This is a genomic window from Sinorhizobium fredii USDA 257, from assembly GCF_000265205.3.
GTDB lineage: Bacteria > Pseudomonadota > Alphaproteobacteria > Rhizobiales > Rhizobiaceae > Sinorhizobium > Sinorhizobium fredii_B.
The window spans coordinates 5,063,927-5,079,010 of sequence record NC_018000.1; the positions used below are offsets into that span (position 1 = coordinate 5,063,927).

Annotated in this window: 17 protein-coding genes; 8 read left to right on the forward strand and 9 right to left on the reverse strand. The window is 63.1% G+C overall.

Features of this window, described 5'->3' with window-relative positions; translation table 11 throughout:
• Nucleotides 1-9 precede the first annotated feature (9 nt).
• A complete protein-coding gene (locus USDA257_RS23750; protein ID WP_041415577.1) occupies nucleotides 10-441 on the reverse strand; it encodes a hypothetical protein in 432 nt (143 codons plus the stop codon).
• A gap of 255 nt (nucleotides 442-696) precedes the next feature.
• Between USDA257_RS23750 and hemP the strand changes: the two genes are divergently transcribed.
• The 7 genes from hemP to USDA257_RS23785 all read left to right on the forward strand — a co-directional run bounded on the left by hemP (nucleotide 697) and on the right by USDA257_RS23785 (nucleotide 5,799).
• Entirely contained in the window at nucleotides 697-810 is a 114-nt protein-coding gene (hemP, locus tag USDA257_RS38600; protein WP_026186841.1) for a hemin uptake protein HemP, read from the forward strand.
• 11 nt (nucleotides 811-821) lie between these two features.
• Nucleotides 822-1,883: a hemin-degrading factor gene (locus tag USDA257_RS23760; protein WP_014765543.1), complete on the forward strand. Its 1,062-nt coding sequence runs from the start codon at nucleotides 822-824 to the stop codon at nucleotides 1,881-1,883.
• Between the two features lie 11 nt (nucleotides 1,884-1,894).
• Nucleotides 1,895-2,842 (forward strand): heme/hemin ABC transporter substrate-binding protein, encoded by a 948-nt coding sequence (locus USDA257_RS23765; protein WP_014765544.1) that lies wholly within the window; start codon nucleotides 1,895-1,897, stop codon nucleotides 2,840-2,842.
• The gene (locus USDA257_RS23770) at nucleotides 2,829-3,950 is read left to right on the forward strand and encodes a FecCD family ABC transporter permease (protein WP_014765545.1); all 1,122 of its coding nucleotides are present in this window, start codon (nucleotides 2,829-2,831) and stop codon (nucleotides 3,948-3,950) included. The genes USDA257_RS23765 and USDA257_RS23770 overlap by 14 nt, the downstream gene beginning before the upstream one ends.
• A 1-nt stretch (nucleotide 3,951) precedes the next feature.
• Complete coding sequence (locus USDA257_RS23775) at nucleotides 3,952-4,740, forward strand: heme ABC transporter ATP-binding protein (RefSeq protein WP_014765546.1); 789 nt, start codon at nucleotides 3,952-3,954, stop codon at nucleotides 4,738-4,740.
• A gap of 148 nt (nucleotides 4,741-4,888) precedes the next feature.
• A complete protein-coding gene (locus USDA257_RS23780) occupies nucleotides 4,889-5,251 on the forward strand; it encodes a glycine zipper domain-containing protein (protein ID WP_014765547.1) in 363 nt (120 codons plus the stop codon).
• 116 nt (nucleotides 5,252-5,367) lie between these two features.
• Complete coding sequence (locus USDA257_RS23785; protein WP_014765548.1) at nucleotides 5,368-5,799, forward strand: hypothetical protein; 432 nt, start codon at nucleotides 5,368-5,370, stop codon at nucleotides 5,797-5,799.
• 13 nt (nucleotides 5,800-5,812) lie between these two features.
• On the opposite strand, the gene USDA257_RS23790 is transcribed toward USDA257_RS23785, so the two are convergent.
• The 3 genes from USDA257_RS23790 to USDA257_RS23800 form a co-directional block, all read right to left on the reverse strand.
• Nucleotides 5,813-7,312: a sensor histidine kinase gene (locus tag USDA257_RS23790; protein ID WP_014765549.1), complete on the reverse strand. Its 1,500-nt coding sequence runs from the start codon at nucleotides 7,310-7,312 to the stop codon at nucleotides 5,813-5,815.
• A gap of 146 nt (nucleotides 7,313-7,458) precedes the next feature.
• Nucleotides 7,459-8,010 (reverse strand): RNA polymerase sigma factor, encoded by a 552-nt coding sequence (locus USDA257_RS23795; protein WP_014765550.1) that lies wholly within the window; start codon nucleotides 8,008-8,010, stop codon nucleotides 7,459-7,461.
• An 8-nt stretch (nucleotides 8,011-8,018) separates the two neighbouring features.
• Nucleotides 8,019-8,177, reverse strand: a complete 159-nt coding sequence (locus USDA257_RS23800; protein ID WP_014765551.1) for a NepR family anti-sigma factor — start codon at nucleotides 8,175-8,177, stop codon at nucleotides 8,019-8,021.
• A 176-nt stretch (nucleotides 8,178-8,353) separates the two neighbouring features.
• Here USDA257_RS23800 and rsiB1 point away from each other — a divergent pair, with 176 nt between their 5' ends.
• The gene (gene rsiB1, locus USDA257_RS23805; protein WP_014765552.1) at nucleotides 8,354-9,148 is read left to right on the forward strand and encodes a PhyR-type response regulator RsiB1; all 795 of its coding nucleotides are present in this window, start codon (nucleotides 8,354-8,356) and stop codon (nucleotides 9,146-9,148) included.
• A 298-nt stretch (nucleotides 9,149-9,446) separates the two neighbouring features.
• Here rsiB1 and USDA257_RS23810 read toward each other — a convergent pair whose 3' ends face one another.
• The 5 genes from USDA257_RS23810 to USDA257_RS23830 all read right to left on the reverse strand — a co-directional run bounded on the left by USDA257_RS23810 (nucleotide 9,447) and on the right by USDA257_RS23830 (nucleotide 15,079).
• Nucleotides 9,447-11,030 (reverse strand): FGGY-family carbohydrate kinase, encoded by a 1,584-nt coding sequence (locus tag USDA257_RS23810; protein ID WP_014765553.1) that lies wholly within the window; start codon nucleotides 11,028-11,030, stop codon nucleotides 9,447-9,449.
• 83 nt (nucleotides 11,031-11,113) lie between these two features.
• Nucleotides 11,114-11,782: an HAD family hydrolase gene (locus USDA257_RS23815; RefSeq protein ID WP_014765554.1), complete on the reverse strand. Its 669-nt coding sequence runs from the start codon at nucleotides 11,780-11,782 to the stop codon at nucleotides 11,114-11,116.
• A 4-nt stretch (nucleotides 11,783-11,786) separates the two neighbouring features.
• On the reverse strand, nucleotides 11,787-13,271 hold the full coding sequence (locus tag USDA257_RS23820; RefSeq protein WP_014765555.1) for a mannitol dehydrogenase family protein: 1,485 nt from the start codon (nucleotides 13,269-13,271) through the stop codon (nucleotides 11,787-11,789).
• 36 nt (nucleotides 13,272-13,307) lie between these two features.
• The gene (locus USDA257_RS23825; RefSeq protein ID WP_014765556.1) at nucleotides 13,308-14,081 is read right to left on the reverse strand and encodes an L-iditol 2-dehydrogenase; all 774 of its coding nucleotides are present in this window, start codon (nucleotides 14,079-14,081) and stop codon (nucleotides 13,308-13,310) included.
• Complete coding sequence (locus tag USDA257_RS23830) at nucleotides 14,078-15,079, reverse strand: ABC transporter ATP-binding protein (protein WP_014765557.1); 1,002 nt, start codon at nucleotides 15,077-15,079, stop codon at nucleotides 14,078-14,080. Before USDA257_RS23830 ends, USDA257_RS23825 begins: the two co-directional genes overlap by 4 nt.
• Nucleotides 15,080-15,084 lie beyond the last annotated feature (5 nt).

Genomic DNA, 15,084 nt, shown 5'->3' on the forward strand with positions numbered 1-15,084 from the left:
CGGGCTGTCTCAGCCCTTGAGTTCGACCGCCGATTTGGAGCCGGTCTTGAGCCCCGTCATGCAGGCGCTTTTGTCGATGCCCACGCCGACGCAGGCGGGCGCATCGTTGATCAGCAGGCTTTTCACCGCCTCGCATTTCGTTCCCGACAGATCGAACTGGCGGACCTTCGTCTTGCCGGCCGGCAGATCGCGAAAATCGAGTACCGCCATGCGTTCGACCAGCCCCTTCTGATCGAAGAGGACGAATTCGAACGAAACCTTGGAGAGCGATTGCTGCAGGCCGTTGCCGGCGACGAAAGTGAGCTTGCAGCCCTTCTGCGACGGCGCGATCTCGTTGAGTTCGATCGTCAGCCCGCTTGCAGCGTCCTGCGCCAATGCCGGCGCGGTTACCCACAGAGCCGCGACTGCGGCCGAGAAAGCGAAACGGGAAAGACAGACCATCATAACACCACCCATGCTCCGCATCCGAGCCGCCTGGCAACGGAGGCGATCAATTAACTTGATTGTAATCATCCGGTATTGCGTCCTTAAAGAAATATGAGTAATGCAGTCAAGATACTAATTGGAATGCACGAGAGGAATGAGGCGATATCGCATTGCTTCCGCCCCTCGTGAGCTGGCCGAACCGTGACACCGAAAGACACCGACACCCCCCGATCCTCGCCGGCGCCGAGCGCGACCAACCGCTCGCAGCCGATTGTGGAAAGCCACGAGCTTTTCCGCGGCGCCAGCGAGATCCTGATTTCTCATGACGGCGCGATCTACCGGATGAGGATCACCCGACAGGGCAAGTTGATTCTGAATAAATAGCGAGACCAACGATGATCGACAGCACGCGCCCTACTCCGACCGAGATCCGCGCCTACCGCGCGGCGCACCCGACGCTGCGCGAGCGCGACATAGCCGCCCAGCTCGGCATTTCCGAAGCGGCCCTTGTTGCCGCCGAATGCGGGCTGACGGCAATCCGCGTCGATGCCGACGCCAATCGCTTCCTGGCGCGCGCCGAGGAACTGGGCGAGGTCATGGCGCTCACCCGCAATGAATCTGCCGTCCATGAAAAGATCGGCGTCTACGAGAACGTCAAGACAGCCCCGGCCGCAAGCCTCGTGCTCGGATCCGAAATCGATCTGCGCGTCTTCCCCTCCGCCTGGGTTCACGGCTTTGCCGTGTCGAAGACCGACGCCAATGGCGAGGTCCGCCGCAGCCTGCAATTCTTCGACAAATGGGGGAATGCGGTTCACAAGGTCCATTTGCGTGCGAAGTCGGACCTTGAAGCTTACGACGGGATCGTCGCGGACTTCCGTCTCGAGGACAAATCGCAGGAATTCGTTGCCGAGGTCGGCGCACCGGCGGGCGACGGCGCGCCGGCCATCGCCGTCGATACGGAAGCGCTGCGCGAGCGCTGGACGAAGCTGACCGACACCCATCAGTTCCACGGCATGTTGCGCAACCTGAAGATCGGCCGGCGCCAAGCCTTGCATGCCGTAGGTGACGATCTGGCCTGGCAGCTCGATGCGAGTGGTATCGAGGGCATGATGCGAGCCAGCGCCGCGATCGAGTTGCCCATCATGTGCTTCGTCGGCAGTGCCGGCGTCATTCAGATCCACTCCGGCCCCATCGCGAATATCGCAACCATGGGGCCGTGGCTCAATGTCATGGATCCGACATTCCACCTGCATTTGCGAACGGATCATATCGCCGAACTGTGGGCGGTGCGCAAACCGACGGCAGACGGCCATGTGACCTCGCTGGAAGCTCTCGATGTCAAGGGTGAATTGGTCATTCAGTTCTTCGGCAAGCGGAAGGAAGGTCTTGCCGAAAGACCGGAGTGGCGCAGCCTGGTCGAGGCGCTGCCGCGCCTCCATAGCATCGCCGCAGCTTGAGGAGACGCAGAATGAACGGCTTCGATTTTCGCCGTCTGCGCCGCTGGGAATTGGCGATCGCGGCCTTCGCACTCTCGACTCCCCTGTTGCTGCCAGCGCTCGCGCCTGGCTCCTCGTCCCTTGTCAGTCCGGCAATGGCCGAGACCGTCGAGCAGCCGGACACCTCCCGGGTCGTTTCGATCGGCGGCGCAGTGACCGAGATCATCTATGCGCTCGGCGAGGAAAACCGGCTCGTCGGCCGCGACTCGACGAGCACCTATCCCGAGGCAGCGGCGAAGCTCCCCAATGTCGGCTATATGCGGCAATTGGCACCGGAGGGGATCATCGCCGTCAATCCGGCGGCGATCGTGGCCATCGACGGCAGCGGCCCGCCCGAGGCGCTTGCGGTGCTGAAGCAGGCGAACATTCCCTTCACGACGATTGCCGAGACCTACGACAAGGCGGGCATCGTCGCCAAGATTCGCGCCGTCGGCGCTTTCCTCGGCGTTCCCGACAAGGCCGAAGCCCTGGCCCGGTCAGTCGAGCAGGACCTGGACGCCGCACTCGCCGCCAGCGCTGCGCGCCCCGAGAACGAACGCAAGCACGTCCTATTCATCCTCAGCACCCAGGGCGGCAAGATCATGGCCTCGGGCACCGGTACGGCCGCCAACGGCATTATCGAGCTTGCCGGCGCGATCAACGCCACCGGGAATTTTCCCGGCTATAAGCCTCTGACCGACGAGGCGATCATCGAGGCAAAGGCGGATGTCATCCTCATGATGGATCGGAGCGGAGGCCATGCGACAAGCCCCGACGAACTCTTCGCCGTTCCGGCCTTGAGCCTGGCGCCGGCGGCGAAAAACAAGGCGCTCATCCGGATGGACGGGCTGCACCTGCTCGGTTTCGGCCCGCGCACTGCTAGTGCGATCCGGGAACTGACCACGGCAATCTACGGAAAGCAGACCAATGCCTCGCAATGAGGCGATTGGTAGCGCGCGCGGACCTGCCTTGGCTGCCAGAGTCACCCACGCGCGGCAGAAAGGCGACCGATCCGGTCTGGCGCGGGTGCTTATCGCCGTCCTCGCGGTGCTCGCCGTCGGCACTTTCGCGACCTCGATCATGACGGGCGCCGCCGACGCTTCACTTGGTAATGTCTTGCGCTGGCTTGTCGGCGAAACGGCTGCCGACCAGGCCTTGAGCACGCGCGATCGTATCATCATCCTTGATATCCGCCTGCCGCGCGCCGTGCTCGGCATGCTGGTCGGCGCCGCCCTCGCCGTCTCCGGCGTCGTCATGCAGGGGCTGTTCCGCAACCCGCTGGCCGATCCCGGTCTTGTCGGCGTGTCTTCCGGCGCGAGCCTCGGCGCCGTCCTGCTGATCGTCCTTGGCGGCACCCTGTTTGGACCGTTATTTGCGCTCCTCGGCTTCCTCGCGCTACCGCTTGGCGCCTTCTGCGGCGGCCTCGCCACGACCATGCTCCTCTATCGCATCGCCACACGCGGCAGCCAGACCTCGGTGACGACGATGCTGCTCGCCGGCATCGCGCTTGGCGCTCTCACCGGCGCGGTCACGGGCGTGCTCGTCTTTGTCGCCGACGACAAGCAGCTGCGCGATCTTACCTTCTGGGGACTCGGCTCCCTGGCCGGCGCCAATTGGACGAAGATCTTGGCCGCTGGGCCGATCATCCTCCTGGCGCTTTCCGTCGTACCCTTCCTGGCGCGGGGCCTCAACGCGATCACGCTCGGCGAGGCGGCCGCCTTCCACATGGGCGTGCCGGTGCAGCGCCTCAAGAACATCGCCATTTTCAGCGTCGCCGCTGCAACCGGCGCCTCCGTCGCGGTCAGTGGCGGCATCGGCTTCGTCGGCATCGTCGTGCCGCATCTCCTGCGGCTCGTCATCGGCCCGGATCACCGTTACCTTCTGCCGGCGTCGGCGCTGCTTGGAGGCACGATGCTGATCTTCGCCGACATGCTGGCCCGCACAATCGTTTCTCCCGCCGAGCTGCCCATCGGCATTATCACCGCCTTCGTCGGGGCGCCGTTCTTCCTGTGGGGTCTGCTCCGCGGCCGCTCGAACATGGGACTCTGACGTGATCCGCGCCTCCGACATCTCCGTTAGCCTTGCCGGCCGACCTGTGCTCCAGGGTGTCTCGTTCGATGCCGCGCCCGGAAGGATGACGGCGATCGTCGGCCCGAACGGTTCCGGCAAGACGACGACCTTGAAGGCGATCTCCGGCGAGCTTAGCCCTTCCAAAGGCAAGGTGACCATCAACGGTCATGACATAACCCGGCTGAAGCCCTGGGAACTGGCTTTGAAGAGAGGCGTGCTGCCGCAATCGACGGTCATCTCTTTCCCATTCACGGTCAGGGAGATCGTCGGTCTTGGCCTTTCGACCGCCGGTGCCGATCTGGCCGGCGGTGGCCGTATCATCGACAATGCACTCGAAGCCGTCGACCTCGCCGGCTTTTCCGGCCGCTTTTACCAGGAGCTGTCGGGCGGCGAGCAACAGCGTGTCCAGCTTGCCCGCGTGCTTTGCCAGATCGCCGCACCCGTGGGCGACGGCGAGCCCCGCTACCTCCTGCTTGACGAACCGGTGTCGAGCCTCGACATCCGCCACCAGCTGACCATCATGCAACTGGCGCGGCAGTTCTGCGAACAAGGCGGTGGCGTCATAGCGGTGATGCACGACATCAACCTGACGGCGATGTTTGCCGACCAGATGGTGATGATGAAAGCCGGCCGCATCCGCGCCCTCGGCGCGCCGAAGGACGTCCTCACCGACGAGACCATGGAAGCGGTCTTCGGATGCCGGATGCAGGTCGGCATCGCGCCGGCACGAGATGTTCCCTTCGTGCTGCCGCAAACGGCATCGCTCTGATATCTGGACGTCGTTGTCGCGCGGCAACGTCAAGATTTACCGAAACAAATTTCTCCCTCATGCGTTGATCCGGGGCGTGCCACGTCCGGTGCGGCGCCGAGAATGCGTTCGGCCTTCGGGCCGGCATGACAGCGAAGGGAGCGACAAAATGGCGACGGGTCTGTTTTCAAGTTCGAGCAGCAGGAAGCGCAACGGCGAAGCGGCCGACGCATCGATCGAGGACCAGCTTCACGACATCCGGGAAGACATCGCGCAACTCGTATCATTGATCGCCGATCGGGGCATGGCGGCTTCGCGAGATACCAAGGCCAAGGCCCGCAGCACCCGGGAGCAAGCCGAGTCGGACCTGCAGGACCTGCTGGCGAGCGGTGAGCAGATGATTTCGGATCTGCGCAGCCGCTATGCGGGCACGGAAAGGGAAGTCCGTCGGGCGGTGCGCGAGCATCCGGTCGCCACGCTCGGCGTCGCAGCGGCCATCGGCCTCATCGCGGCAGCGCTTTTGCGGCGATAGCAAGCTCCGCCCATGGGACGAGTTGTCAACAAATGCCGGCGCCGAAGCGAGCGCGACAGATTGCAAGCAGGGGGAATTCACCCGCTCTTCGTCCGGTGTGAAGGGGAGACATTGGCATGCAGTCCCTAGGGGCCGTTCTAACCGCTTTGCTTGCAGTCGATTTCGGCGCCGCAGCCTCGCGCTTCAAGCGCAATGCGCTGTTGTGGGGAATCGTCGCCGTGCTCCTCGTCACCGCCTATATTTTCGCGCTCGTGGCGGTTGCACTTGTCCTCGCCGATTATTATTCGCCCATCGTTGCCTCGGTGGCGATTGCCGTGGCGCTGTTCGCAGCCGCCCTGGTTGTCATTGTCGTTGTGGCAGCACGAAACGCACGCGACCGGCGTCTCGTCGACGAACGGCGCCGCCGCTCATTGCTTCAGACAAACCTGGCAATTGCCGCGGCCACAAGCATCCTGCGGAAGCAACCGCTCATCGGAGTCGGTACGGCGATCGCCGTGGGGCTCCTGCTCGGTCTCGGTAAGGGAAGGCGCCGCAGCCGCCGGGATTGATGAGCCGAGAGGCTCAAAGCGGCAGGCGGATCAGCGCGGTGACGCCGGCCGGCATATATTCGACCTTAACGGAACTGCCGATGATCTTGTCCAGGCTCCGCTCGATCAGCAGCGAGCCGAAGCCGCGCCGGCGCGGTTCGCGAACCGGCGGTCCGCCGACTTCCGTCCAGGTCAGATGCAGCACCGCCCCGCCTTCCTCCACGACGCCGCGCGCCGTCAGGACGATCTTGCCCTTCGGGACCGACAGCGAGCCATACTTAACCGCATTGGTCGCCAACTCGTGCAGCACCAGGCCGAGCCCCACCGCCTGGTCCGGTCCGAGCAGGACCTCGTCCTTGTGGATCTCCACCTGCTCGGCATAGTCGCTGACATAGGGCCTAAGCTGCTTGGAGATCAGTTCCGCGAGGCGGATCGTTCCCCATTCGTAGTCCGAAAGCAGCCCATGCGCCTCGGATATCGCCTGCAGCCTGCCGGCAAAGGCTGTCATGAATTCGGCCGGATCGCTGGTTTGCCGAAGGGTCTGGCGCGCGAGCGATTGCAGCATTGCAAGGGTGTTCTTGACCCGGTGGTTCAATTCTTTCAGCAGCAGCCTGGTCCGCTGCACGGAAGCCTGCTGTTCGGAGACATCGATCGTCATGCCGAGAAAGGTCAGCGCCGCACCCTTGCTGTCGCGATCGTGCACCCGGCCGCGGCCAAGCAGCCAGCGCCCGTTGGCGCGAATCCGGAACATGCCGTCATATTCCTCATTGGCCGCCATCGCCTGTCTGAGCTTCGAAAAGGTCGGGCCGCGATCGTCCGGATGGATCGCCCCAAAGACGGCTTTGGCGGTCAATGTCCGTTCCGCCGGCAGCCCGAACATGCGCGTCATCGCGCCGTTGCCCGCCACGGTCCCGTCGCGAATGTCCCAGAGCCAGCTGCCGACATTGGCGGCGTCGAGCGCCATGGCGAGGCGTTGTTCCTCGCGCGAAAGCGCCGCCTCCTTGAGGGCACGCCGACGCGCCTCGTCCTTCAGCTTGAGCAGCGAGGCAGCGGCGTCGGCGATCCCCTGCAATGCGTCGAGCTGTTTCGCCGCGACCTCGGCGCGCGGTACCCGATCGAGGACACAGACGGTGCCCACCGCCTGCCCTCCCAAAACGATCGGCGCCCCAGCATAAAAACGAAGGAAAGGCGCTTGCGCGACCTTTCGGTTGTGGCGCAGGACCGGGTGTAAGGACGCGTCGAGCACAAGAAACGTGCCGCCATCGCCGATCGCATGGGCGCAGAAGGACTCGTCGGATCGCGTCCGCGTTTCCGTCGTGCCGACAGCCGCTTTGAACCATTCCCATTCGTGATCGACGAGCGTAACGAGAGCGATCGGCGCCTCGAAAAGGCAGGCGGCCAATTTCGCCAGCGGTTCGAAATCGGCATCGGCGACCGCCATGTCCGGTGCGGCCGCATGCAAGACACTGAGTCGCTCTCGCGAACCAAGTGTTTCAGCCACTGCGGGAAGCATCGCTTCTGCCCTCTCGTCCATTCGGCCCGAACTCCAATCCCGCTTCCGCCGGCAAGCCCGATTGGGAATTATGCAGCAATTCAAAACGCTGCCGCAATCCTTGCTTCGAGTAAACGCGCATAGCAAAGTAGAAATATGGAAGGAAGTGTCGTGGCAATGGGGATTTGTCAGGACACGAAAGCACGCGAAGTAATGGGCGCCGAAGTTTCATCCGGCCCATAGTCGTTCTCGCCGTGGATTTGGAGAATCTCCTGGAGGCGCTGGCGTGCACGGTTGACGCGGCTCTTGATCGTACCCAGCGCGCAGCCGCAGATCGTCGCAGCCTCTTCATAGGAGAAGCCCGAAGCGCCGACGAGAATGATCGCCTCGCGTTGATCCGGGGGCAACTGGTCGAGGGCCCGACGGAAATCCTGTAGATCAAGCGAACCGTATTGCTCCGGATGGTGCGCCAGCGTCTCCGTGAAATGACCGTCGCTATCCTGAATTTCGCGGCCGCGTTTGCGCATCTGACTATAGAGTTCATTGCGCAGGATCGTGAAGAGCCAGGCTTTCATGTTGGTGCCCATCTCGAAATGGTCCTGCTTGGCCCATGCTTTCATGATGGTGTCTTGCACGAGATCGTCGGCCCGGTCGTGGCGCCCAATGAGCGACATGGCGAAAGCGCGGAGGCTCGGCAAGGCCGCAAGCATCTCACGCTTGAACTCTTCGTTTTCCGACATCCCGTCGCTCACTCCTTGCCATCCAGCATGGATCGCTTTTCCACGGCCTCTAGCTTTTCCAGAAGATCGAGGAAGCGAGTGGGAATTCCCTCTTCCTGTACCGACAGGTAAAGTGCTTTCAGTTTTGCCGCGATCTGCGTGTTCGGATCGTCAGACTTCGGTCGCATGCTGACCGTCCGCCCTGCCCCTGAAGTATATCTCATCGTATGACTTGCCGCCCTTGAAACTTCGCCTGCACCATAACGCCGCGGAAAAATGAAATGTTCCGCCCCGGAACCTTTTTTTCGCCGGGACGTTTCCGCAGCGGAACAAAGCTAAAAGACACGGATCGAGGGAGTCCTGCATGACACTGTCCACCCGCATCGCTCCATTTCTTCCCTATCTGCGCCGCTACTCGCGCGCCCTGACCGGGTCTCAGACATCGGGGGACGCCTATGTCGCGGCGGTGCTCGAAGCACTGATCGCCGATACCTCCGTCTTCCCAGATGCCAGCAGCGACCGGGTCGCCTTGTTTCGTCTCTTCACCTCGCTGTTCGGTTCTTCGTCGGTCCTCGTCCCCGAACCCGTTTCGCCCTTTGCCTGGGAGCAGCGCGCCTCCGTCAATCTTGCTGCCGTCTCTCCGGTCGCGCGCCAGGCTTTCCTGCTCGTATCCGTCGAAGGCTTCACTCCTCAAGAGGCCGCGGAAGTCCTCGACGTCGATGCGGCCAAGCTGACCTCCCTGCTCGACCGTGCTTCGCAGGAAATATCCCGCCAGGTTGCAACCGACATCATGATCATCGAAGACGAGCCGCTGATCGCCATCGACATCGAACAGATGGTCGAAAGTCTCGGCCATCGGGTGACGGGCATCGCGCGGACCAAGGACGAGGCCATTGCGCTTTTCAAGACGACCGAACCGGGAATGGTGCTCGCCGATATCCAGCTCGCCGACGGCAGTTCCGGTATCGATGCGGTCAACGAAATCCTCAAGACCAGCGCGGTACCGGTGATATTCATCACCGCTTTCCCCGAGCGGCTTCTGACCGGCGAAAGGCCGGAGCCGACATTTTTGGTGACGAAGCCTTTCAATCCCGAAATGGTCAAGGCGCTGATCAGCCAGGCGCTGTTCTTCAACGAATCGACGAAGGCTGCTGCCTAACGGCCCTCACTGTGAAAGAAGGACTCTGCCGAAGCGTGTTTCGGCGGAGTTAAAGGCCATGCCTGCGTCGCATGTCGCCGAGCCGACCGACAATCTATCAAAAAATGCGTTGCAAATGAAAACAGCCAGTGCCGAGGGAAGGGCACTGGCTGAGGTTATGCAACTCACTGAGGGGGATGTGAGTTGGCAACCGGCGGTATGCCTCCGACGTCACATTGGGGGCGATGTGCGTCACCGCTCGGTTATCGCCAATAATGCGCGAGAGAACAAAAGGTTCCGTGAAAAATTCAACTTTCAGCTATTCGATCGACTCCAGCTCGGCCCGGTGGCGATAGAGCGCCAGAAAGCGTCGATAATCGCGGTTATAGAGATCGCGCCGCGCCGGATTCGGAAGCCGCTCCTGCCCGGCCGAGGCCATCGCACCACCCGCATGCGCGAGGTCGGGATAGAGGTTGCCAGCCACCGCGGCGGCCATGGCCGTCCCGAGCAGAACGGCATCCGGCGCCTGGGGCACCACCACCCGGCAGCCGGTGGCGTCGGAGTAAAGTTCCATCAAGAGAGGATTGCGCACGTGGCCGCCGGTCACGTGCAGCGTATCGAGGTCGTAGCCCGCCTCCTTCATCATCTCGAGGATGTGGCGGATGCCGAGCGCGATGGCCACGCACGTGCGCCAATAGAGGCGGCAAAGTGCGTCGAACGACGAATCGAGCGCCAGGCCGCTGATGACGCCCAGCGCATGCGGATCGGCAAGAGGCGAGCGATTGCCGTGAAAATCGGGAAGGACCTGCAAGCGATCGGCGAAGACGTCGCCGTGCTCGTCGCGCAATTCCTGCACGCGCTCAATGATCTTTTTGTGGGTTTCGGCCGTCGGCTGCAACCCGCCCCCGTGCAGCCGCACGACGTGATCGAGCAACGCGCCCGTCGCCGATTGCCCGCCCTCGATCAGCCAGAAGCCGGGCAGCACCGCCTCAAAATACGGCCCCCACATGCCGAAGCCCGGCTTCATGTCCTTCGAGAAGGCGACGATGCAGCTCGACGTGCCGGCGATCAGTGCCAACTGACGTTCGAGCTTCGCCGGATCGCCGGCGAACTCTCCGAGCACTCCAAGCGCGCCCGCATAGGCGTCGATCAATCCCGGCGCGACGCAGCATTCGGTATTGAGGCCGAGTTCTGCGGCTGCGGTCGCCGTGAGATTCCCGACGGCGTGCTCCATCGGCAGCGTCTCCTCAGGCAAACCGCCGCGCTCGAGAAGGTCCTGAAGCCCGATCCGTTCCAGATAGTCCTGCTGCCAGCCGCGCTCCTTGTGGGCGAGATAGTTCCATTTCGCCGTCAGCGTGCAGCGCGACCGCGCCGCGCTCCCCGTCGCCCGCCAGGACATATAGTCCGCAAGATCGAAGAAATAGCCTGCCTTCTCCCATTGACGCGGCAGGTTTCGCTTCAGCCACATCAGCTTCGGCATCTCCATCTCCGGCGACATCACCCGGCCGGAATGATCGAGGACCGGATGCTTGGTAGCCGTACAGAAGTCCGCCTCCGCCAGCGCCCGGTGGTCGAGCCAGACGATCGTATCCCAGCGCGGCTCGCCCCGGCGGTTGATCGAGAGCGGCGCGCCGTTACGGTCGCGCACCACCAGCGAACAGGTGGCATCGAAGCCGATTGCCGCGATGCTCTGAGCGCCTATTTCCGCCTTCTCGCGCGCCGCCCGCACCGCTTCGCAGACGGCCGCCCAGATATCCTCCGAATCGTGCTCGGCGTGGTTCTCCTCGGGGCGGTTCATGGCAATGGACTGGTCCGCCCGAGCCAGAAGCGCACCCTTCCGGTCGAAGATGCCGGCACGGGCGCTGCCGGTTCCGATATCGACCGCGACGACATATTCGCGCATCAGTGGATGACCTTGTCCCGAGATGATAATTGGATTTCAGCGTGCCAGAGCAGCAGCGGCCGGGCCGCTCCACCCTGCTCTCCCTATTGACGGACAAACTGTATCAATTCGTCCATGTCGTCAAACAGCACGTCGGGCCCGAGACTGGCGAGCACCTGCCGGTGCCGCTCGTTCCGGGCATGGCTGGCGCCCGCGAAGGCAAAGACCCGCATGCCCGCCGCCTTGGCCGCCTCGATACCGGCCGGACTGTCCTCGACCACGATGCAGTCGGCCGGGACATAGCCCATTTCAGCACTCGCATGCAGGAAGAGATCGGGCGCCGGCTTGCCGCGCGCCACCATGGTGGCGCTGAAGATATGCGGCTCGAAGAGATCGATGAGACCTGTCACCGTCAGCGACAGACGAATACGCTCCGGCTGGCTTGAAGAAGCGACGCAGCTGGCCCCATCAAGCTGCTCGACCGCCTGGCGTATGCCGGGAACCGCCCTCAGCTCCTGTCGGAACCGCGCATAGAGCCGCATCCTCATCGCTTCGAGAAATGCGTTGTCGGTCGCAAGCCCGTATTCGTCATGCAGGATTGCCGACATGCTCTGGAGGCTGCGGCCGAGGAAGCGCTCGCTCGCCTCCTCCGTCGTCATCGAAACGCCGGCCGCATTCAGAGACTCGACCAGCACGCCGAGCGAGATCGGTTCGCTATCCACAAGCACGCCGTCGCAGTCGAAAATGACCAGTCTGGAGGCGTGCTCCGCCATCGCTCTATTCCTCGAGTTTGCCGTCCAGATAAAGTTGCAGCGTGGCGCGCGTACCCTTTTCCCACAGTGTTTTCAAGGCATGGGCGAAGCGACGGCGGAATAGATCGGACTGCGCAACCTCCCCGAAAATGTCGGAAAGCGCGAGGAAGGCCATCGGATCGTCCTTGGCCGCAAGTGCCGCCGCATGCAGTCGGTCGGCGCTCGCATCGTTGAACACGATATCCTTGCCGCTGTCGGAATTGCCGGCGAAGTAGCGGCACCAGAGCGCCGAGACCAGCGATAGTCCGGTGACGTCCTCGCCGCGACGCAGGCGATCGGCCGCCGACGGCAGGATGAATTTCGGCTGCCGGTTCGAACCGTCCTGCGCCAGCCGCGCGATCGTATCGCCGATCTTCGGATTGGCGAAGCGCGTCTCGATGAGCTTGTAGTAGTCCTTGAGGTCCGTATTCGGCACCGGCGGAATGACCGGGATGATTTCCTCGTGCTCGAGCTTTGCCAGGAAGGCGCGGAGCAGCGGCTCCTCCATCGCCTCGTGCACGACATGGATGTCGAGCAGTGCCGCCGGATAGGCGATCGCCGCATGGCCGCCGTTGAGGATGCGGATCTTCATGTGTTCGTAGGGTGCGACATCGGGTACGAACTGCACGCCGACTTCCTCAAGCGCGGGGCGACCTTGAGGGAAATTGTCCTCCAGCACCCATTGCTTGAACTCCTCGCAAAAGACCGGCCATGCGTCCTCGATGCCGTAGTCCGAAGCGACGATACCGATCTCGCGGGGCCCCGTCGCCGGCGTGATGCGATCGACCATGCCGTTCGGAAAGGCGACATTGGCATCGATCCAGTCGGCGAAAGCCGGGTCCGACAGCCGTGCCAGGCCAGAAACGGCCGCATGGGTCACTTCGCCATTGCCGGGAATATTGTCGCAGGACATGACGGTGAAGGGCGGTATGCCCCGCGCCCTGCGCTCGGCGAGGCCCGCCAGGATGAGACCGAAGACCGTCTTCGGCGATGTGGGGTTCCGGGCATCCTCGACAATCGCCGGGTGGGCCGGATTGAACTCGCCCGAGGCCGGGTCGATGAAATAGCCGCCCTCGGTAATGGTCAGCGAAACGATCCGAATATGCGGGCTCGCCAGTTGCGCCACGATGGTCGGAACATCGCCCGGCTTGAGATAGGCGATCATCGCACCGGTGACATGCGCGCCGGTGCGGTTGTTGTCTTGCTCGACCACGGTGGTCAGGAAGTCCTGCGCCTCGAGCTTGGCGCGCATCGCCTCGTCCGATGGAAGGACGCCTGCGCCGATGATCGCCCAGTCATGATCGCGGCCCAGGGTGAAGAGATCGTCGAGATAGACGGCCTGATGCGCGCGATGAAAGTTGCCGACGCCGAAATGGACGATGCCGGCTCGAAGATCATGCCGATCGTAATTCGGAACGCCGGCCCTGGCCTTGATCGCATCGAGCGTGGCAAGCGAGAGTTTGGTCGTCATCCTATCGTTCCTTTCGAGAACGTCCTTCGACGTATCTCAGCTCATCCATTGGCCGCCGTCGACGTTATAGGTCTGCGCCACGACGTAGTCGCTTTCCGACGAGGCGAGGAAGATCGCCATGCCGGTCAAATCCTCGGCAGTGCCCATACGGCCATAGGGAACGGCCTCGCCGACGAGCCGCTTCTTTTCGCCGAGCGGTCGGTTTTCGTACTTTGCGAAGAGCGCATCTACGCCGTCCCAGTGCTCGCCCTCGACGACGCCGGGAGCGATCGCGTTCACGTTGATGCGGTGCTTGATAAGGTCGAGCCCGGCGGACTGGGTGAGGCTGATGACCGCCGCCTTGGTGGCGCAGTAAACGGCAACCAGGGCCTCACCACGCCGACCCGCCTGGCTTGCCATATTGATGATCTTGCCGCCCCTGCCCTGTGCGATCATCTGCTTGGCTGCCGCCTGCAGCGTGAAGAGCGCGCCGGATACATTGATCGAGAAGAGCCGCTCATAACTCGCACGCGTGATCTCGACGATCGGCGCGAGGTCGAAGAGCGCGGCATTGTTGACGAGGATGTCGAGGCCCCCGGCTTGCTGGACGGCGGCGGCGATCGCCGCATCGATCGACTCCTGCCGGGTGACATCCATCTCGACCGCATAGGCTGCCGACCCGATTTCCGAGGCGGTCTGCCTTGCCCTTTCCATATTGATGTCGGCTATCGCCACGGTGGCGCCTTCGCGCACGTAGGCTTCCGCAAAGGCGCGGCCGATTCCCCGCGCCGACCCGGTGATCAGCGCGCTCTTTCCTTCAAGACGTTTCATCGAATTGCCAGCCCCTTTTCGTCAAACTTGTGCAGCCGCTGCGGGTCCGGCGTCAGGAAGACCCGGTCGCCATGCGTGACGGCGAAGTCGCCGCTGACGCGCGCCGTCAGCGTGCCGATGCCATCGGCGTTCACATGCAGGAAGGTGTCGGAGCCGAGATGCTCTGCCACACCCACGGTGCCCTGCCAGGTGCCGTGGTCCTTCGAAAGCACCAGGTGTTCCGGCCGGATGCCGATCGTGTGGGCCTGATGGCCGGCCGCCTGGCCGCCGGAAATGAAGTTCATCTTCGGCGAGCCTATGAAGCCGGCGACGAAGAGATTGTCCGGCCGGTGATAAAGATCGAGCGGTGATCCCACCTGCTCGATGCGACCGCGGTTCAGGACGACGATCTTGTCAGCCATGGTCATCGCCTCCACCTGGTCGTGGGTGACGTAGACCATCGTCGTCTTTAGTTGCTGGTGAAGCTGGCTGATCTCGAGGCGCATGTTGACGCGCAGCGCCGCGTCAAGGTTCGAAAGCGGCTCGTCGAACAGGAAGGCCTCCGGCTGGCGGACGATCGCCCGGCCGATCGCGACGCGCTGGCGCTGGCCGCCGGAAAGCTGGCGCGGCTTGCGGTCGAGATAGTCGGTGAGGTTCAGCACACGGGCCGCATCCGTCACCTTCTTGTCGATCACCGCCTTGTCCTCGCCCGCCATCTTCAGCGGAAAGGCGATGTTGGCGCGCACGCTCATATGCGGATAGAGCGCGTAGGACTGGAACACCATGGAAAGGCCGCGCTTTGCCGGCGGCAGCTCCGTGGCGTTCTTGCCGTCGATGACGATCGCGCCGTCGCTGACGTCCTCGAGTCCGGCAATCAGTCTCAGCAGCGTTGACTTGCCGCAGCCGGAGGGGCCGACGAAGACGACGAACTCGCCGTCGTTGATATCGAGGTCGATCGATGGGATCACCGCGTGGGCGCCAAAGACCTTCGAGACGTTCTTGAGTGTAATGCTTCCCATGATCT